This is a genomic window from Brucella sp. JSBI001 (assembly GCF_026014005.1).
In the GTDB taxonomy this organism is placed as follows: Bacteria; Pseudomonadota; Alphaproteobacteria; order Rhizobiales; family Rhizobiaceae; genus Brucella; species Brucella anthropi.
On record NZ_CP110339.1, the window covers coordinates 568238 to 587920 of the forward strand.

The following is a 19683-nucleotide window of genomic DNA, read 5'->3' on the forward strand; positions in this document are numbered from 1 at the left end:
TGACATCGAATATCGCTATGCAGGCTGTTACCCTGACAGCCTGCACTTTACCGGTGATATCTGCAAGTTAGATGACACAAAAAGCAGGCATCTGAGCGAAAGCGCGGAAGACGGCAGGGCTATTATACAGCCGTGCCTCCCACCGTTACCTGATCCATGCGCAGATGCGGCTGGCCGACGCCGACAGGTACCCACTGACCACCCTTGCCGCAATTGCCGCTACCCGTATCAAGCTTCATATCGTTGCCGATCATCGAAATCCGCTGCATCGCATCCGGACCATTGCCAATCAGCATCGCTCCCTTGATCGCGCGCCGACCTTGCCGTCCTCGATCATGTAGGCTTCCGTACAGCCGAATACGAACTTGCCGGAGGTGATATCGACCTGACCACCGCCAAAGGAAACGGCATAGATGCCCTTTTTCATGGAGGCGATGATCTCTTCCGGCGTCTTGTCGCCGGAAAGCATGTAGGTGTTCGTCATGCGCGGCATAGGTGCGTGAGCATAGGATTCGCGGCGTCCATTGCCAGTAGCTTCCATGCCCATCAGGCGGGCGTTCTGGCGATCCTGCATATAATTGACGAGTTTACCGTCTTCGATCAGCACGGTGCGATTGGTCGGGGTGCCTTCGTCATCGATGGTCAGCGAACCCCGGCGCTCGGCAATCGTGCCGTCATCGACGACCGTGACACCCTTGGAGGCAACCTGCTGTCCAAGCAGACCGGCAAAGGCAGAGGTCTTCTTTCGATTGAAGTCACCTTCCAACCCGTGCCCGACGGCTTCATGCAGCATGACGCCTGGCCAACCATTGGCAAGAACGATGTCGAATGTGCCTGCCGGGGCGGGGATAGCTTCCAGATTGACGAGTGCCTGCCGCAATGCCTCATCGGCGGCATGCTGCCAGCTTTCAGTGGTGATGAACTCGCCAAACCCCTTGCGTCCGCCAACCGTATGCGAACCTGATTCCTGACGGTCGCCATCGCCTGCAACTACCGCAACGCTCAGGCGCACCATAGGCCGTATATCGCGTACGAAATGACCGTCGGCGCGCAGAATTTCGACCTGCTGCCACGAGCCTGCGAGCGAAACGGAAACCTGACGTACTTTCGGGTCCTTGGCACGCAGATAGGCGTCTATTTGCTGCAAAAGCTGCACCTTGGAATCGAATGTCGGCGAACCGATGGGGTTTTCATCCGGGTAAAGGTGACGGTTCGTGCCGGCAGGTGCCGCCGAATAGCTTCCGCCATAGCCCTTAAGGGTTGCAGAAACCGCATCGGAAGCGCGCTTCAAGGCGGCAAGCGAAAGATCGCCCGCATGGGCATAGCCGATGGCTTCGCCTGCGACCGAGCGCAGGCCGAATCCCTGATCCTGATTGAAGGAGCCGGTCTTGAGACGACCATTGTCGAAAACAAGCGCCTCCGCCTCGCGATATTCCACGAAGAGCTCTCCGTCGTCGCTGCCCTTCAGGCTTTGGGCGACAAGACGCTCGATATCGTCGCGGCTGGCGTCGAAACTGTCGATCAGGCTTTTCATAAAATAAATCCTGCAGCATGTGTTTGCTGCAGGATGTAAGCCTTAAATCGGTTGAGAACAACCGGTCATCTCAGTTGTTATCAAGGCAAAGCGTCGAAGCCTTCACCGAACCCCTTGAGATCGACAGGAATGCCCACGCCTTCTTCCGGCGTCTGGAAGACGATGAAGGTCGCAGCCTTACCGGAACGCAATGTCTTGAGAAGTTCATCCTCAAGGATCACTTCGGCGTAGCAGCCGTCTTCGAAGCAGCGGACGAAATAGGCGCGACCGATATCCTTGCCGTCGACATTGAGGCCGAGACCGTTGGGCAACAGAACGCCTAGTGGCGCCAGAACACGAAGAATGCGCGCCTTGTTGTCTGCGGTCTTGAGAACGACGACCGAAAGCCCCAGTTCGGGGCGCTTTGCGGCGACCACATTCTGGATCAGCGCGCATTGCTCAGTCTTGGCGCCCGCGGGCGTATCACACAGAACGGACCATGCGCCATGCTGCGACTTGAGCTTGCCGCTCTGCTGCGGGCTGCTCGGAGCCGCCTGCGACTGGGCAGCGGGGGCCTCTTGTGGGGTTTGTAACTGCGCCGGTGTTTCCTGAGCAACCGAAGGAAGCGCTGCAACGGCAAGCGCCAAGCTGACGCCTGTTGCAAGTGTTGCGAGGCGCTGGCTGATCGTGCGGCGGGCAAGCATGCGAAAAGTCATGAAATCTCCAGATCGAATCACCGGGACGTTAACGCGCTGCATTGGCCATGAAAAGCGCCGTGATTGGCGATTATCAGTCCTGGCCATCATAGCAACGGTGATACCGTCTGTTGCGTCGATTGTCACGCGGCACGTTAAAGGAAACGTCTTGTCAAATCATGGCTTCATTATGGGTTTCGTACGGTTTTCCCAAGTTTTCACGGTGAAAACGAGCAGCTCCGGCGCATTGATTAAACTCGGACATCGGCTCTTTCCCACATGGACTGCGCGCAAAAATGCCGCACAGGAACATATTCGCCTTCCTTGCGGTGTGCGCTAAGGTGTGGTTTGAACGCCGACGGGGGATGCGGCCGTCTTTAGCGTCCGGCGTCCAGCTCGAAAGGGCGAAAAGGGAGAGAGTTCTGGTGGATAAGATTGTTGCCACAACGAAGGGCGCCTTCGGCGGCGCTCTTGCAGTGCTGTGGACGACTGGTGCCGCTTTTGCGGACCAGCCCCGTCCCTGGGAATGGAGATTTCAGGACGCAGCGACTGGAATTGCCGAACAGATTCATTGGTTTGAGCGCTATACGCTCTGGTTTATCATTCCAATTACCTTGCTGGTTCTGTTTTTGTTGCTTTGGGTGGTGTTTCGTTTTCGTGCGAGCGCGAACCCGGAGCCGTCCAAAACCAGCCACAATACCGCTATTGAAGTGGTCTGGACCATCGGGCCTGTGATCATTCTTCTGTTTCTGGCGGTTCCGTCTTTCCAGCTTCTGACGGCGCAGTATTCGCCGGAAGATCCGACGCTGACGGTCAAGGCGACGGGTTATCAGTGGTATTGGGGTTACGAATATCAAGTCGATAATCCGGTCAGCTTTGATGCCCTTCTTCTGAAGGATGGCGATCGCGCCGCTGCCGGCAAGGAAGACCGCGCGCGTTATCCGCGTCTTCTGGCCGTCGACAATGAAGTCGTGGTTCCGGTCGGCGAAACGGTTCGTCTTCTCGTCACTGCTGCCGATGTGATCCATTCGTGGACCATTCCGGCTTTCGGCGTGAAGATGGACGCTGTTCCGGGTCGTATCAACGAAGCCTGGTTCAAAGCAGACAAGGAAGGCCTCTACTACGGTCAGTGCTCTGAGCTTTGCGGCAAGGATCATGGCTTCATGCCGATCGCCGTGCGCGTTGTCTCGAAAGAGCAGTATCAGACCTGGATCGCCGCTGCGGGATCGGATCTGAACGGCGCGAACAAGGCGCTTCAGGCCGCTGTTGAAGGTGGCGCAAACGATAAAGTGGCTGCGGCGGGTCTCTGATCCCGAACGCCAAGACTGTTGAAAAACGGGAGCGAATTCCATGGCTGGCACAGCAGCTCACGAGCATGGTGCTCACGACGACCACAAGCCGCACGGCTGGGTTCGTTGGGTATACTCGACCAATCATAAAGACATCGGTACCCTGTACCTGATTTTTGCAATCATCGCCGGTATCATCGGCGGCGCTTTGTCGATCGCGATGCGCGCCGAACTCCAGGAACCGGGCATCCAGATTTTCCATGGCTTGGCGTCCATGGTTTACGGTGTTGAGGGCGATGCCGCGCTTGATGCCGGCAAGCAGATGTTCAATGTGTTCACCTCCGCGCATGCTCTGGTCATGATCTTCTTCATGGTCATGCCCGCGCTGATCGGTGGTTTTGCCAACTGGATGGTGCCGCTGATGATCGGCGCGCCGGACATGGCTTTCCCGCGCATGAACAACATCTCGTTCTGGCTTCTGCCGCCTGCGCTGTTGCTGCTGATGATTTCGCTGTTCATGCCTTCGGCACCCGGTGGTTGGGGCCCTGGTGGCGGCTGGACACTGTATCCGCCGCTATCGACGACCGGCCAGCCTGGTCCGGCAATCGATTTCGCCATTCTGGCGCTGCACATTTCCGGTGCTTCGTCGATTCTCGGCGCGATCAATTTCATCACCACGATCCTGAATATGCGCGCTCCGGGCATGACGCTGCACAAGATGCCGCTCTTCGCCTGGGCTGTTCTGGTGACGGCATTCCTGCTGCTGCTTTCGCTGCCGGTTCTGGCAGGCGGCATCACCATGCTGCTGACCGATCGCAATTTCGGAACGACCTTCTTCACGCCGGACGGTGGTGGTGATCCGATCCTTTACCAGCATCTGTTCTGGTTCTTCGGGCATCCGGAAGTGTACATTCTGATCCTGCCGGGCTTCGGCATTGTCAGCCACATCGTGTCGACCTTCTCGCGCAAGCCGATCTTCGGTTACCTCGGCATGGCTTACGCCATGGTGGCAATCGGTGTCGTGGGCTTCGTCGTCTGGGCTCACCACATGTATACGGTTGGCCTGTCACTCGACACGCAGCGTTACTTCGTGTTCGCCACGATGGTCATCGCTGTTCCGACGGGTATCAAGATCTTCTCGTGGATCGCGACGATGTGGGGCGGTTCGATCACGTTCCGCGCACCGATGCTGTGGGCAATCGGCTTTATCTTCCTGTTCACGGTAGGTGGTGTGACGGGCGTTCAGCTCGCCAATGCCGGTCTCGACCGCGCACTGCACGACACCTACTACGTTGTGGCGCACTTCCACTACGTTCTGTCGCTGGGTGCGGTGTTTGCGATCTTCGCGGGCTGGTACTACTGGTTCCCGAAGATGAGCGGCTACATGTACAATGAGTTTACGGCCAAGCTGCATTTCTGGGTCACCTTCGTTGGCGTGAACCTGGTCTTCTTCCCGCAGCACTTCCTCGGTCTTGCTGGCATGCCGCGCCGTTACATCGACTATCCGGATGCCTATGCAGGCTGGAACATGGTGTCGTCCTACGGCTCCTATATTTCGGGCTTCGCAGTCCTGATCTTCCTCTACAATGTCTTCGAGGCATTTGCGAAGAAGCGTGAAGCCGGTGCAAACCCATGGGGTGAAGGCGCAACCACGCTGGAATGGCAGCTCTCGTCGCCACCGCCGTTCCACCAGTGGGAACAGCTGCCGCGCATCAAGTAATCGTGCGATGGGCGGAGTCCGGAAAAGACTTCGCCCTTCTTTACAAAATGTGCTATGGGCGGGCGGCATTCTGTTCCGCCCGTCGCCGGTAGACGAAAAAGTCGGCCATCAAGCACGGCATTTCCGGCGGGAACAGAAAGGTTTCCGGGAGGACATTGTTGTGATTGTGCCGATCCGTGCTGTAGGGGCGCGGTGTTCGGACCGGTGAATTTGAGGTTTTTAAAGTCAAAATGTCTCTGGTGGAAAAAAACGCAGGTACCGACGACGCGCTCGCTCTCTCCGAAGCGACTGCGCGGGATTACCTTGTTCTTTTGAAGCCCCGGGTGATGTCCCTTGTGGTCTTCACCGGGCTGGTCGGTCTCGTGGTCGCACCGGGACATATGAATCCTGTGCTCGCTGCCATCAGCATCTTGTGCGTAGCGGTCGGCGCTGGCGCGTCTGGTGCGCTGAACATGTGGTATGATGCTGATATTGATGCAGTGATGAAGCGCACGCGCAACCGGCCTATTCCAGCTGGCATCATTGCGCCCAATCAGGTTCTGGCCTTCGGCCTGACGCTTTCAGCCTTTTCAGTCGTCACGCTTGGCCTGATGGTCAATTGGCTGTCGGCCGCACTGCTTGCCTTTACGATTTTCTTCTATGCCGTCGTTTATACGATGTGGCTGAAGCGCTCGACGCCACAGAACATCGTCATCGGCGGTGCGGCGGGCGCATTCCCTCCGATGATTGGCTGGGCGGCTGCGACAGGCGAAATCACCTGGGACAGTGTCGTTCTGTTCATGATTATCTTCCTGTGGACTCCTCCGCATTTCTGGGCGTTGTCGCTCTTTTCAGCCAATGATTATGAAGCGGCGCGTATTCCGATGATGCCGAACGTCAAGGGCGAGCTTTCGACCCGGCGTCAGGCACTCTTCTACTCGATCATCATGGCGCCAGTTGGCGTTCTGCCGTGGGTGCTAGGCTTTGCGGGTCCGGTCTATGGCGCTATTTCCACGCTGCTTGGACTGGCCTTCGTTTACTATGCATGGCGCATGTGGGTTGCCGGTTCACAGCCTGAAATGCTGGCCGCCGCCCGCAAGTTGTTCCGCTTCTCGCTGCTATACCTGTCGGGATTGTTTGCGGTGCTGCTTGTCGAGGCACTGGTAATGAAGGCGTTGGTCGCCTTTGGAGGGTTCTAATGGATAAAACCGTACAGAAGCCGACGGACAACGAGCTGGAGCTGATTGTTCCGACGGAACAGCAGAAGCGAGCCCAGCGCAATCGCTCTTGGGGATTGGCAATCGCTCTGGCGCTGTTCGTGCTGCTTGTTTACATCGGCACAATTGCGAAACTGGGTGTGAATGTTTTGGTGCGGCCGATCTAGCTTGTCTCCCAAACACGGGAGCCGATCTTGGGATAAAGACTGCATACATACAACGGTTTAAAGCTTGTCGTATGAAGTAGATAATACGCGATACGCTTTAAACTTAATCTGGGAGGAGAAAATGGCGGATCAGCAGGAAAAGGATCAAAAGCTGAAGAAGCAACAGCGCTCCAATGCGACGATTGCTTTTGCGTGCCTGTCTTTCTTTGTCTGCATGATCGGTGCAGCCTACGCTTCCGTTCCGCTCTACCGTATTTTCTGTCAGGTGACGGGCTATGGCGGCACGACGCAGCGGGTGGAGCAATATTCGGATACTATCCTCGACAAGACGATCAAGGTGCGTTTCGACGCGAATACGGCCAATGGGCTGGCATGGGATTTCAAGCCCGTACAGCGCGAGGTCACGGTTCGCATCGGCGAAACGACGATGATCAAGTATGAAGCGCGTAACCTGTTCGATCAGCCGACCTATGGTCGCGCAAGCTTCAACGTCGCGCCAGGTCGGGCAGGAGCTTACTTCAACAAGGTTGAATGCTTCTGTTTTACGGATACGACCCTGCAGCCGGGCGAAGACATGGAAATGCCGGTGGTGTTCTTTGTTGATCCGGAGATCGTCAACGATCCCGATCTGAAAGACGTCAAGACGATCACACTGTCCTATACATTCTTTCCGATTGAAAAGCCGAAGCCGGTCGCAAATGCCAAGGCCGAGACGCCAACCAACGGAAGCTGATGCCTAGCGCATGTCTCCCAAAAGTGGGAACCGGTTTCAGGAGACATGCGTAAAAACAAAAGATCGAGCATTTCCAATGATCCCGGGAATCACGAAATGTTCTAGCGGCGCATAATGCCGCAAAGACAAAACAATGAAGCGGTTTTATTCTGATAAGAAATACCGCTTGTTACAGACAGACTTGCTTGGCACCGCGTTAGGGGGTTAAGCAGGAAGGTACGAGAGAGGAGCCCCTAAGGGGATTTACGGGGAGAGACATGGCCGACGTTCATCAGAAAAATCACGACTATCATATTATCGCGCCCAGTCCTTGGCCGTTCCTGAGCTCGGTGGGGGCATTCGTGCTTGCCGTCGGCGGTATTGCCTGGATGCGTTACATCAATGCCGGTGAGCTGCCGTTCTTCGGCCTCAACATTGTGACGCCGTGGATATTCTTCATCGGCCTCGCGATCGTGCTTTACTGCATGTATGGCTGGTGGGCTGATACGATCAAGGAAGGGCATGAGGGCCACCATACCCGCGTCGTGTCGCTGCATCTGCGCTACGGCATGATCATGTTCATCGCCTCGGAAGTTATGTTCTTCGTGGCGTGGTTCTGGGCGTTCTTCGATGCAAGCCTCTTCCCGAATGAAGTGCATCAGGTAGCGCGCGCCACGTTCACAGGCGGCGTCTGGCCTCCGAAGGGCATTGAGGTTCTCGATCCGCTGCACCTGCCGCTCTACAACACCGTGATCCTGCTTCTGTCGGGCACGACGCTGACCTGGGCGCACCATGCGCTGCTGCACAATGACCGCAAGGGCATGATCACTGGTCTCGCAATCACCGTGGCGCTGGGTGTTCTGTTCTCCTTTGTGCAAGCATACGAATACATCCACGCACCGTTTGCGTTCAAGGATTCGATCTACGGCGCGACTTTCTTCATGGCGACCGGTTTCCACGGTTTCCACGTTATCGTCGGCACGATCTTCCTTCTGGTCTGCCTCTTCCGCGCAATCGGCGGTGATTTCACGCCAAAGCAGCATTTCGGTTTCGAAGCCGCTGCCTGGTATTGGCACTTCGTTGACGTGGTCTGGCTGTTCCTTTTCTTCGCCATCTATGTATGGGGTGGATGGGGCGCGCCGATGCACGCCGGCTGATCATTAGCGGTTAAAAATTCCGAGGCGGCCCTGGCAACATGGCCGCCTTTTGTTTGTGAAAAGATATTGAGAAGGGAAGCGTAATGCCGGATCAGAACATTTATCCGCCGGTCGATCCCATAAAAAGTGGCATTGCCGGACACTGCCCGCGTTGCGGCGAGGGGAAGCTGTTCGACGGCTTCCTGAAAGTCGCTCCACGCTGCTCGGCTTGCGGACTGGATTACGCGTTTGCTGATTCCGGCGATGGTCCGGCGGCGTTTGTCATTTTGATTATCGGCTTCATCGTCGTTGGTCTAGCGCTCTGGATGGAAGTGAACGTGGGGCCGCCGCTCTGGGTACATTTCATCCTATGGGTGCCGCTCGCCATTATCCTCAGCCTCGTCGCCATGCGATGGGCCAAAGGCATCCTTATCAATATGCAATATCGCAACAAGGCAGCGCCGGGGCGGATAGACAGCCGACAGGATGACAGTAAATGACGACAGCACAGCAGTCGCATCGTTTTCCGTGGGGTGTGGTGATCGCATCCGCCATAGCGCTCGTCATTTTGCTGGCGCTTGGCACCTGGCAGGTGGAACGTCTGCAATGGAAGGAAGCGCTGATCGCATCGACCGAACAGCGCGTTCATGAAGCGCCTTTGCCGCTTTCCGAAATGGAAAAAATCTACAAGCAGGAGGGATCGGTCGAATATCGCCCGGTGACGGTCACGGGCACTTTCATGCATCAGGCAGAGCGGCATTTTCTGGCCACCTATGAAGGAGCCGCCGGATATAATGTCTATACGCCATTGATGCTTGAAGATGGGCGTTTCGTGCTGGTTAATCGCGGCTTCGTTCCCTACGAAAAAAAAGATCCTTCAACACGTGTTGAAGGACAGGTTGATGGCCCGGTGAGTGTGACCGGTCTGGCACGCGACCCCTTGTCGGCAAAGCCCGGGTTTTTCCTTCCAGACAACGATATCGCCAAGAATATTTTCTACTGGAAAGACTGGACGGCGATGGCCGAAAGCGCCGATCTGCCAAATCTGGATGAGGTCGTGCCGTTCTTCGTCGATGCAGATAACAAATCTAATCCAGGTGGTCTGCCTATCGGTGGCGTGACGATTATCGATTTTCCCAACAACCATTTGCAGTATGCAATGACATGGTACGGCCTCGCTCTGGCCCTGATAGGGGTTGTCGGGACGTGGTTGTGGCGCTATCGCTGTCTTAGGAAAAGTGGAGACCGGTTTTCCGTCCGAGACAGCGAAGATAAAGACGAAGAGCGGTGAGGGGTTGACAACGGCCTAGTTGCAGCCCAACTCCCAGACGAGTGCATGTTTCCCAAAAGAGCGCACCAGTTTTGGGGACAAAGACATGTGTGAAACAAAAACTTAAACGCGTTACGCGCTTAAAGTTTCAAGCCACGCCGAACCTTGCGAGCACGCTTCATGACCGATCAGCGACCATCACTGGAAATTCGTCTTTGCGGGCCGCGCGGCTTTTGTGCCGGAGTGGACCGGGCGATCCAGATTGTTGTGCTGGCGCTGAAGAAATATGGCGCGCCGGTTTATGTTCGTCATGAGATCGTGCACAACCGATATGTAGTTGAGGGTCTGCAGTCGCGTGGCGCGATCTTTGTCGAGGAACTGCACGAAATACCCGCGGAGCACCGCGATCAGCCGGTAGTATTCTCCGCCCACGGTGTGCCGAAATCGGTGCCTGCCGATGCGGAAGCCAAGAACCTGTTCTATCTCGATGCAACCTGTCCGCTGGTTTCCAAGGTTCATAAGCAGGCCATGCGTCATCAGCGCCTCGGTCGCCATGTCATTCTGATAGGCCATTCCGGTCATCCGGAAGTGATTGGCACGATGGGGCAATTGCCGGACGGTGCGGTGACACTGATCGAAACGGTTGAGGATGCGCGCAGCTGCCATTTCGATGATGAGAACAATCTCGGCTTCGTGACGCAGACGACGCTTTCGGTGGACGACACAGCCGGCATTATCGAAGAATTAGAAGCACGCTTTCCAAACCTTTCCGCGCCTGCTGCGGAATCGATCTGCTATGCCACGACCAACCGGCAGGATGCAGTGCGTTCCGCCGCTCCCGGATGCGATCTTTTTCTGATCGTCGGTGCGCCCAACTCCTCCAACTCCAAGCGACTGGTTGAAGTAGCGGAGAAGGCGGGCGCACGGATGTCGATGCTGGTTCAACGCGCGGCTGATATCGAGTGGGACCGCATCGGTGATATATCGGTTGTGGGGTTATCGGCAGGTGCTTCCGCGCCTGAAATCATCGTCGATGAAATCATCGATGCCTTCAAAGCACGCTTCAACGTCAAGATTGAACTGGCCGAAACTACGGTCGAAACCGAGAATTTCCTTGTGAATCGCGAGATTCGCGATGTGGAACTGACGGTGCAGGATATGGCATTCGTCAACGGGGAACACCGGGTGGTCGGTATTCCGAAATTGATGCCCAAGATCATACAAGGGAAATAAGCGGCATGGCCGTCTATACGGATATCAATGAAATCGAACTTGGCGCTTTCCTGCAGCAGTACGATATCGGAACACTGACATCTTACAAAGGTATCGCGGAGGGAGTGGAGAACTCCAACTATCTTCTGCATACGACCTCTGGTTCGTTTATCCTGACGCTTTACGAAAAGCGCACCAATCGCGAAGATCTGCCGTTCTTTCTCGGCCTGATGCAGCATCTGGCTAGCCGTGGGCTGGAATGCCCGCAGCCTGTGGTTCGCCGTGATGGCACGACAATTGGCGAGCTTGCCGGACGGCCTGCTGCAATCGTCACTTTTCTTGAAGGCATGTGGATGCGCCGCCCGACGGTGGAGCATTGCGAAGCGGTCGGCGAAGGGCTGGCACATATGCATCTGGCAGGAGCTGATTTTTCGCTGCGCCGCCGCAATGGCCTGACGCTTGCCGACTGGCGCCCGTTGTGGAACCTGTCGCGTGAGCGCGCGGATACGGTGGAACCGGGCCTCGTCCGCGAGGCGGAAGCTGATCTTGCTTTTCTGGAAAAGAACTGGCCTGCCGACCTGCCGCAGGGCGTGATCCATGCTGATCTTTTTCCGGATAATGTCTTCTTCCTTGGTGACAGGCTTTCGGGCTTCATCGATTTCTATTTCGCTTGCACGGACACTCTGGCCTACGACGTTGCCGTCTGCCTGAACGCATGGTGCTTTGAGAAAGACTTCTCCTACAATCGCACCAAAGGTGCAGCACTGCTGCGCGGCTATACTTCGGTTCGTCCGCTCTCTGCGGCGGAAGCCGATGCACTGCCGGTTCTGGCGCGTGGGGCCGCCATCCGCTTCATGCTCACCCGGCTTTATGACTGGCTGAATGTTCCCGAAGGCAGTTTCGTGGTCAAGAAAGACCCAATGGAGTATGTGCGCAAGATCCGCTTCCATCGCCAGATCGAAACTGCTGCCGAATATGGTCTTGAGCAGCAGGGAGCAGCTGCGTGAAGCGGATTGAGGCTTATACGGACGGTGCCTGCTCGGGCAATCCCGGCCCCGGCGGCTGGGGCGCGATCCTGCGCTGGAATGATAATGTCAAGGAACTGAAGGGCGGTGAAGCCGACACGACTAACAACCGCATGGAGTTGATGGCGGCTATTTCGGCGCTTTCGGCACTCAAAGAACCGTGCGAAGTCGATCTTTATACGGACTCGGTCTATGTGCGTGACGGCATTTCCGGTTGGATCGAAGGCTGGAAACGCAATGGCTGGAAGACTGCAGCCAAAAAGCCGGTCAAGAATGCTGAGCTTTGGCAGGCGCTTGATGAAGCGCGCAAGCCGCACAAGGTCAACTGGCATTGGGTCAAGGGTCATGCCGGACATCCGGAAAATGAACGCGCCGACGAACTTGCCCGGGAGGGCATGGAGCCATTCAAGTATGGTGGGCGTAAGTCACTGAAAGTGCAATAAATTTGTATGAAAAAGGGCGGCATTGCCGCCCTTTTTTGTTAGAGCGCCGATCTGATCCAGTCAGATCGAAACGCGCTCTAATGAAATCGTTGGAAATGCTCTAGATCAAAGCTGTTCGAGAATGCCCGACGCAGCCGATGTAACCGCCTGTCCGGCCTGCTCTTCGATGTTGAGCGTTGTGACCACACCGTCTTCCACGATTGCCGAATAACGCTTAGAACGAATGCCAAGGCCGCCAGCCGTTGCGTCGAGCTCAAGGCCTGCCGCTTTTGTGAACACTGCCGAACCATCGGCCAGATAGAGGATCTTGCCTTCGCCGCCCGTGCTCTGTGCCCAAGCGCCCATGACAAAAGCATCGTTCACCGCAACAACCGCGATCTGGTCGACACCCTTGGCAAGGATCGCGTCGCGATTATCGAGATAGCCCGGCAGGTGATTGAGGCTGCAGGTCGGCGTAAAGGCGCCTGGAACGGCAAAGAGAACGACTTTCTTGCCCTTGAAGACTTCGTCGGTCGTCATTTCCTTGACGCCGTCTGCGGTCTTCACCTTGAAAGTCGCTGCAGGCAACTTGTCGCCAACTTTGATCGTCATCTAATTTCTCCTCGGGGCAGGGGGCCGTCTGCTCCGCTGCCTACTGTCAAACTCTAATCGCACCGCGAAGCGCGGGCGGCACAGTTAAACCGATAACAGGTCGCTGGACAATTTTAAAACAAGTATAGAAGCAGGAAAAACTAATCCAGCGTCACCTGACCGGAGACGGCTTTCCCGTTCTGCACGATGGTATAGTCAACGACGGCATTATCTGCCTCCCCGTGCACCTTTGCAGTGAAACGGTGGCCGGGCTGACTACTTTCAATTGCGACGGCATCGGAAATCCTGATCTTGTCGCTGGCGACAAACAGCTCCACAGGGGCGGCGGGGTCGGGAACAGCAAGATCGAAGACGGCTTGGTCTCCTTCCCGCTTCACATCGCTTATGCCGAACGTTGAGGTTGCCGCCGTCGGTAGCCGGTCGAACGCAGTCTCAATGATCGTGCGGGCCGCTATCGCTTGTGGCGAATCCTGTTGTCCATCTTCATTGAGTGGGAATTCGAACGTAGCCTGCACCGGAATGCATATTTTTTCACAGACACCAAGGAAAACATGGCCTTTCAGCCGCGTGTCGGCGGCTGTGAGGTGAAAGACTATCGGCAGTGAAACGGGCTGTTTATATCCAATCCCGCCTTCATCTTCTCCGCCAAACCGGACAGGTGCAGGAAAATCGATCTGTGCTTTCGCCTCACCTTCGATGTTGATCTGCGGCGGAACTCCTGCATCGCCGGGATTACGCCAATAGGTTTTCCAGCCTGGCTGCAACTCAACTTGCAAGGCACCGCGCCGTTCGTTGCTGGTCGCGTTGTTCGGGCTGTTGTCTTCAATGATGACGCGAACACGCCCACCGGGCGTCTCGGTCCAGTCAGAGGTCGAGGCCAATGCCGGAAGTACCAGCGAGGCCAACAGAAACGGTGCGAGTGCAAGAGTTCGGATGTTCATGGGCAAAAGATGGAATGAAAAGATGGTCGCTTCAAGTCCAATAATGTCGAGCTGCGACGTCCATCGGTTGCTTGTGCTGAGGAAGCCTAGTTGGTTATCCGAACGAGTTTTCACGTCGAATCCGAGGCGGGAAATAAATGACCATTGTTATTTTGCGTAGTCTTGCTACCTTCATATTCATGACCATTCTCAAGGCGCCAAACAAGGAGCAGGGTTTTCTGAACGGGCAGTTCCTGCTTGCCATGCCCGGAATGAGCGACGAGCGTTTTGCCCGGTCGGTGGTCTATATTTGTGCGCATTCCGATGAAGGCGCGATGGGCTTCATCATCAATCAGCTTCAGCCGGTCGAATTTCCAGACCTTCTGCGTCAGATCGGGGTCATCGATGAGGATGAGCTGATTATTCTGCCGGATCGCGCGCAGCATATGATGGTACGCAATGGCGGGCCTGTGGACCGCACGCGCGGCTTCGTGTTGCATTCCGATGATTACATGGTTGATTCCACCATGCCGGTTTCGGAGGAAGTCTGCCTCACAGCAACGGTCGATATTCTGCGCGCCATTTACGGGGGCAGGGGGCCGTCACGCGCGCTGATGGCGCTAGGCTATTCCGGCTGGGCGCCGGGCCAGATCGAGGTGGAACTTGCCGAGAATGGCTGGCTAACCTGCGACGCGCCGCTCGACATGCTGTTCGACAGCGACATCGAGGGCAAATATTCGCGCCTGATGCTCCATATGGGCATCGATATGTCCCGGCTTGTTTCCGATGCAGGGCATGCTTGAGAGCAGGATTAAGGCAATAGGGCAGTAAGGCAATATGTTTGAATTGCGTACGGCCGAAACGACCATATTTTCCTACTGCCCAAATCAGGCCGCCGCAGCGTCGAGCTGTTCACGGATCATGCGGGTTGCTTCGTCGCGGCTCGTCGGCTGGCCGAACATGAAGCTCTGCACATATTCGCAACCCATCTGACGAAGCTGAAGCGCATCGCTTTCGCTCTCCACACCTTCGGTCACGACAGCAAGACCAAGATCATGCGCCATGCTCACAATTGAACGCAGCAGGGTGGCTTTCTGCGGCTGGTCGCCCTTCACGAAGGATCGGTCGATCTTGATGATGTCGAACGGGAAGCGCGTGAGATAAGCCAGTGAAGAATATCCGGTTCCGAAATCGTCAAGCGATAAGCCAATACCCATCGTTTTAAGCCGTGCGAGCACGTGTGTGGATTGCTCCGGGTTCTCCATGAGGACGGATTCAGTCAGTTCAAGCTTGAGGCTGCCCGGATTGAGATGAATGCGCGAAAGCACCGAGCGGACATCGTTGATGAGGTCCTGACGGATGAGTTGTGTGGATGACAGATTGACCGAAACGAAAAGGTCGAGCTTCGGGAATTGTTCCTGCCATGCGAACAGATCTTCTGCAGCCCGTTGCATCGCAAACAGGCCAAGCTGGATGATAAGGCCGGAATTCTCGGCAATCGGAATGAATTCCGAGGGCGAAATGGCGCCGCGCCGTGGGTGCTCCCAGCGCATGAGCGCTTCGAAACCGGCAATCGTGCCCTCGTCGAGCTTGACGATGGGCTGATAGACGAGGCTGATCTCGTCGCGTTCCAGCGCGCGTCGCAGATCGGATTCAAGCTGGAGTTTGTCGCTGCCGATGGCCCTGAAGGCTGGACGGAATGGCTCGATGCGGTCACCGCTGAAGCGCTTCGCCTGATACATGGCAAGTTCGGCGTCTTTCACGAAGTCTTCGGCGGTTGTTGCTGTCTTCGTCCAGGTAATCAGGCCGACGGACGCTGTCAGAACAATTTCGCGCTTTGCATAGGCAATCGGTGCACGTACGGCTTGACGCAGAGCCTCGGCAAAGGAGGCGATGCGCCCCGGATCGCTTTCAGAGGCGAGCAGCAGGCCGAACTGGTCGGAAGACAGGCGCGAGAGTGTATCCTGCGGCTTCATGAGGCGCGCCAGACGGCGCGAAATCGTCAGGAGGATCGTATCGCCCGCTGACATACCAAGGCTGTCGTTGACCTGCTTGAAGCGGTCTATGTCGATGATGAATACCGTTGGATGCAGATTGCTTTCACCACGCGCCATGTTCATGACATTGCTGAGACGATCGAGGAACAGTTCGCGGTTTGGAAGCCCGGTCAGATTGTCGTGCACCGCATCGTGCAACAGGCGTTCTTCGGCCTTTTTCTGTTCCGTTACATTGACCAGCGTGCCGACACAACGCACCACTTCGCCATCTGAGCCAATGACGGGGCGTGCACGAAGCGCATACCAGTGATAGTGGCCATCATTGGCACGGAGCCGGAAAATCTGACCGATACGTCCACGCCGGTTTTCCAAAATGGCATCAAGCGTCGAGCGGAAGCGGTCGCGGTCGTCGGCGTGCATGGCGGGAAGCCAGTTGCGCACCGGACCTTGCAGGCTGTTGGCCGTATTGCCAAGATAATTGGCTATGTCGGGCGTGGTCACCACGCGGTCGCGCGGTACGTCCCAATCCCATACGATATCCCCCGCACCGATGACGGCGAGAGCCTGTCGCTCCATGTCGGACAGAAGGCCCTGTTGCAGCGCCCCGCCAGCGAAGGCGTGCTGCATGACGGTAAAGCCGATCAGAAGAACGATGAGGACAAGACCACCGCCAAGGGCAGGTTGCACGATATCATTATCGAGCCTGCCCGAAACCGTCATCCAGGCACCCAAAAGCCATATGAGGGTAAGAAGCCAGGCTGGTATCAACATGACGGCGCGATCATACCCTTTGACCGCCAGATAGCCGATAATAGCGACACCGGACACAACGGTAAGTGCCAGCGAAATACGCGCAATACCGGAAGCCACGGGCGGATCGAAGACGGCAACCCCTGCAAGTGCCAGCAGACCCAGAACCCATGTTACCGCGCCGTAGCTGAAATGATCGTGCCAGCGGTTGAGATTGAGATAGGTGAACAGGAAAATCACAAGTGAGGCGGCAAGTGCCACTTCGGTGCCCGCGCGCCAGATTTGCTCATTGCCCGGCGTTATCTCCATCAACTTGTTCCAGAAGCCGAAATCGACGCAGATATAGGCCAGAACCGCCCACGCAAGTGCGGCGGTTGCAGGGAACAGCGAAGTGCCCTTGACGACGAAAAGGATGGTCAGAAACAGCGCCAGCAGTCCGGAAATGCCAAGCAGAATACCGCGATAAAGCGTGTAGGAGTTAACCGCGTCCTTGTAGGCTTCCGGCTCCCAGAGATAGAGCTGGGGCAAGTTGTGCGAAGACAGTTCGGCCACGAAGGTGACAACGCTGCCCGGATTGAGCGTAATGCGGAAAACGTCTGCATCGGCGCTTGGCTGGCGGTCGAGGGCAAAGCCCTCGCTTGGTGTGATCGATGCAATACGCGGGGAGCCAAGATCGGGCCAAATGACGCCGGAGCCGACAAGACGGAAATGCGGAGCCACAATCAGGCGGTCGATCTGCTCGTCGGTGGGATTTGCAATCGAGAAAGCGGCCCAGTCGCCGGATGCCTTACTGTTCTGATCGGCCTGCACTTCGATGCGGCGGACAATGCCGTCAGGACCCGGTGCGGTCGATACCTGCACGCTTTCGCCCTTGTTGCGCAGAAGTTCGACAGCGCGAGACAGGTCGAGGGCAGTATCTTCCTTGGAAATCTTGATCGGTTCAATGGCCGATGCCTGGACGACCGAAACGGTCAGAAAAACCATGAGCGCGAGAAATCGCACACCAGCAACAAACCACTTATCCGCAAAACCCGTCACGAGCGTCCAACCTTGCCATTGATCATGCGGTTATCCGTCATACGTTTGTCGCTTTCTATAAGGGCGAAAAGCAGGTGGTCCTGCCAGAAGCCGTTTATCTTGAGATAGGAACGCAGCAGTCCTTCTCTCTCAAATCCGGCTTTTTCGAGAAGCCGTATCGAACGCTCATTATGAGGGATACAGGCTGCTTCAATCCGGTGCAACCGGAGTTGATCGAATGCGAAGGGGATAACCAGCGATAGGGCTTCGGTCATATAGCCCTTGCCAGCGTAAGGCTCGCCGCTCCAGTAGCCGATCATGCCATTCTGGCCGACACCACGCCGGATATTCCCGAGAGTAATGCCGCCGACAAGTTTGTTGTCACTGTTGCGGAACACAAAAAACGGGTAGCCGGTTCCAGCCGATATTTCATCTTGAAAACGCCGCATCCGATGGCGGAAGGCGCTTTTGGTAAGGTCGTCAGCGGGCCATGTCGGCTCCCATGGTGCCAGAAACGCGCGGCTCTGTTCCCGCAAGCTGGCCCAGCTCGCAAAATCACTCATCATCGGCTCGCGCAGATAGATGCGCTGCCCACGCAGGACGGTCGGATTGCTTCTACGGAAAGGCAGGCCGATCATGACATTCAGGGGAGAAAGGGAGTGGAGGGAGAAGGGAGTAGCAAAGACAAAATGTTCAACGTCACATACTCCCCTATTCCCCTAATTACATATTCCCTTAAACAGCGATCTTTCTCGCATGTGCGCTGGTGGAAAGAGCATCCGACAGCCCGTCGAAGCTCATCAGTCGTCCAATCGGGCCGACACCGGCGATGGTGGGCTTGCTGTCAAGGAACAGTCGTCCGGCCAGATCCGTCAAACGTTCAGGCGTAATGAGCGAAAGACGGTCCATCAGCTCGCTATTCTCGACAGGACGCCCATAGAGCAGGAACTGGCGCGCAACCTGTCCCGCGCGGCTTGCGGCGCTCTCCTGCGACATAAGAAGGCTTGCACGATACTGCGCGCGTGCCCGGTCCACTTCTTCCAGACTGATGGAGTCGGCTGCCTTGTGCAGTTCATCGATCAGAACGGGTACGAGTTCGACCAGTTCGTCGCGACCCGTTGCAGCGTGGATGCCGAACAAGCCGGTATCCGAGAAGCCCCAATGGAAGGCATAGACCGAATAGCAGAGGCCGCGCTTTTCGCGTACTTCCTGAAAGAGGCGTGAGGACATGCCGCCGCCAAGGACCATGGAGAGAAGCTGCGAGGCGTAGAAATCGCGTACGTGATAAGCGCGTCCTTCGAAGCCGATCAGAACTTGCGCATCCATGAGTTCGCGATTTTCTCGAAAATCGCCACCGACATAGTGAGCAAGGTCGAGCGTGGGGGCTGTATTGTGGGCGCGGAAGCCTCCGAGGCGTTTTTCGACTTCCTTCACGAAGGCGTCGTGATCGACGCCGCCTGCAGCCGTCACGACCATGCGGTCGGCGCTGTATTGCTCGTCCATATATTGGCGCAGATCGGCGGAGGTGAAAGACATCACCGTCTCAGGTTCGCCGAGAATGGCGCGCCCGATCGGCTGATGGCGGTAAGCTGTTTCGGTGAAACGGTCGAAAACAATATCGTCGGGCGTGTCGTGTGCCGCGCCGATTTCCTGCATGATGACCTGCTTCTCGCGCTCCAGTTCAGCTTCGTCGAATTTGGAGGCGGTCAGGATATCGGAGAGGATATCGATGGCCAACGGCACGTCATTGCGTAGAACGCGCGCATAATAGGACGTGGTCTCGACGCTGGTGGCCGCATTGATTTCGCCGCCGACATTTTCGATATCCGATGCTATTTGCCAGGCAGTACGGTTTTCAGTTCCCTTGAATGCCATATGCTCAAGAAGATGAGCAATGCCATGCCTGTCGGCAGCTTCGTTTCGCGCACCGGCCTTGACCCAAATTCCAAGCGCCACGCTTTCCACGTGGGACATCGTATCGGTGGCTATCGTCAATCCATTGGAAAGACGCGTTACTTCAACACCCATAA

At 56.3% G+C, this 19683-nt stretch carries 18 protein-coding genes and 1 pseudogene; 12 read left to right on the plus strand and 7 right to left on the minus strand.

The genetic code is table 11. The features are described 5' to 3' along the window. Positions 1 to 122: 122 nt before the first annotated feature. Together tldD and LJ361_RS02670 are read right to left on the minus strand one after the other, a co-directional pair. Positions 123 to 1534: pseudogene (gene tldD, locus LJ361_RS02665) on the minus strand (metalloprotease TldD). An 80-nt stretch (positions 1535 to 1614) separates the two neighbouring features. After that, positions 1615 to 2229, minus strand: a complete 615-nt coding sequence (locus tag LJ361_RS02670; protein ID WP_010658396.1) for an invasion associated locus B family protein — start codon at positions 2227 to 2229, stop codon at positions 1615 to 1617. Between the two features lie 404 nt (positions 2230 to 2633). Here LJ361_RS02670 and coxB point away from each other — a divergent pair, with 404 nt between their 5' ends. The 11 genes from coxB to rnhA all read left to right on the plus strand — a co-directional run bounded on the left by coxB (position 2634) and on the right by rnhA (position 12378). Continuing rightward, positions 2634 to 3518 carry a cytochrome c oxidase subunit II gene (gene coxB / locus LJ361_RS02675; protein ID WP_010658397.1) on the plus strand — a complete coding sequence of 295 codons (885 nt, stop codon included), beginning with the start codon at positions 2634 to 2636 and terminating at the stop codon, positions 3516 to 3518. Between the two features lie 40 nt (positions 3519 to 3558). Further along, positions 3559 to 5217 carry a cytochrome c oxidase subunit I gene (ctaD, locus tag LJ361_RS02680; protein ID WP_010658398.1) on the plus strand — a complete coding sequence of 553 codons (1659 nt, stop codon included), beginning with the start codon at positions 3559 to 3561 and terminating at the stop codon, positions 5215 to 5217. Positions 5218 to 5447: 230 nt separating this feature from the next. After that, positions 5448 to 6395: a heme o synthase gene (locus LJ361_RS02685; RefSeq protein WP_043062666.1), complete on the plus strand. Its 948-nt coding sequence runs from the start codon at positions 5448 to 5450 to the stop codon at positions 6393 to 6395. Further along, positions 6395 to 6580 (plus strand): hypothetical protein, encoded by a 186-nt coding sequence (locus tag LJ361_RS02690; RefSeq protein ID WP_010658400.1) that lies wholly within the window; start codon positions 6395 to 6397, stop codon positions 6578 to 6580. The genes LJ361_RS02685 and LJ361_RS02690 overlap by 1 nt, the downstream gene beginning before the upstream one ends. A gap of 121 nt (positions 6581 to 6701) precedes the next feature. Continuing rightward, on the plus strand, positions 6702 to 7313 hold the full coding sequence (locus LJ361_RS02695; RefSeq protein WP_036585944.1) for a cytochrome c oxidase assembly protein: 612 nt from the start codon (positions 6702 to 6704) through the stop codon (positions 7311 to 7313). 257 nt (positions 7314 to 7570) lie between these two features. Then, positions 7571 to 8449 (plus strand): cytochrome c oxidase subunit 3, encoded by an 879-nt coding sequence (locus LJ361_RS02700; protein WP_012090850.1) that lies wholly within the window; start codon positions 7571 to 7573, stop codon positions 8447 to 8449. 83 nt (positions 8450 to 8532) lie between these two features. Further along, on the plus strand, positions 8533 to 8928 hold the full coding sequence (locus LJ361_RS02705) for a DUF983 domain-containing protein (RefSeq protein WP_010658403.1): 396 nt from the start codon (positions 8533 to 8535) through the stop codon (positions 8926 to 8928). Next, positions 8925 to 9719 carry an SURF1 family protein gene (locus LJ361_RS02710; protein WP_264812608.1) on the plus strand — a complete coding sequence of 265 codons (795 nt, stop codon included), beginning with the start codon at positions 8925 to 8927 and terminating at the stop codon, positions 9717 to 9719. The genes LJ361_RS02705 and LJ361_RS02710 overlap by 4 nt, the downstream gene beginning before the upstream one ends. A 159-nt stretch (positions 9720 to 9878) precedes the next feature. Beyond that, a complete protein-coding gene (ispH, locus tag LJ361_RS02715) occupies positions 9879 to 10931 on the plus strand; it encodes a 4-hydroxy-3-methylbut-2-enyl diphosphate reductase (RefSeq protein ID WP_105528884.1) in 1053 nt (350 codons plus the stop codon). Positions 10932 to 10936: 5 nt separating this feature from the next. Beyond that, positions 10937 to 11917 (plus strand): homoserine kinase, encoded by a 981-nt coding sequence (locus LJ361_RS02720; protein WP_040129764.1) that lies wholly within the window; start codon positions 10937 to 10939, stop codon positions 11915 to 11917. Continuing rightward, entirely contained in the window at positions 11914 to 12378 is a 465-nt protein-coding gene (rnhA, locus tag LJ361_RS02725; protein WP_012090854.1) for a ribonuclease HI, read from the plus strand. The genes LJ361_RS02720 and rnhA overlap by 4 nt, the downstream gene beginning before the upstream one ends. A gap of 105 nt (positions 12379 to 12483) precedes the next feature. Here the strand turns inward: rnhA and LJ361_RS02730 are convergent, their stop codons facing one another. Together LJ361_RS02730 and LJ361_RS02735 are read right to left on the minus strand one after the other, a co-directional pair. Next, on the minus strand, positions 12484 to 12969 hold the full coding sequence (locus LJ361_RS02730; RefSeq protein ID WP_010658408.1) for a peroxiredoxin: 486 nt from the start codon (positions 12967 to 12969) through the stop codon (positions 12484 to 12486). A gap of 140 nt (positions 12970 to 13109) precedes the next feature. Next, positions 13110 to 13910, minus strand: coding sequence for a protein-disulfide reductase DsbD domain-containing protein (locus tag LJ361_RS02735; protein WP_036581273.1), 801 nt, complete (start codon positions 13908 to 13910; stop codon positions 13110 to 13112). 179 nt (positions 13911 to 14089) lie between these two features. Here LJ361_RS02735 and LJ361_RS02740 point away from each other — a divergent pair, with 179 nt between their 5' ends. Further along, positions 14090 to 14692 carry a YqgE/AlgH family protein gene (locus LJ361_RS02740; protein ID WP_029925498.1) on the plus strand — a complete coding sequence of 201 codons (603 nt, stop codon included), beginning with the start codon at positions 14090 to 14092 and terminating at the stop codon, positions 14690 to 14692. A gap of 84 nt (positions 14693 to 14776) precedes the next feature. Here LJ361_RS02740 and pdeA read toward each other — a convergent pair whose 3' ends face one another. The 3 genes from pdeA to LJ361_RS02755 all read right to left on the minus strand — a co-directional run bounded on the left by pdeA (position 14777) and on the right by LJ361_RS02755 (position 19681). Beyond that, positions 14777 to 17620, minus strand: coding sequence for a phosphodiesterase PdeA (gene pdeA, locus LJ361_RS02745; protein ID WP_413775050.1), 2844 nt, complete (start codon positions 17618 to 17620; stop codon positions 14777 to 14779). Positions 17621 to 17670: 50 nt separating this feature from the next. Next, complete coding sequence (locus LJ361_RS02750) at positions 17671 to 18291, minus strand: GNAT family N-acetyltransferase (RefSeq protein WP_010658412.1); 621 nt, start codon at positions 18289 to 18291, stop codon at positions 17671 to 17673. A 97-nt stretch (positions 18292 to 18388) separates the two neighbouring features. After that, entirely contained in the window at positions 18389 to 19681 is a 1293-nt protein-coding gene (locus LJ361_RS02755) for a M16 family metallopeptidase (RefSeq protein ID WP_010658413.1), read from the minus strand. Between the last annotated feature and the right edge of the window lie 2 nt (positions 19682 to 19683).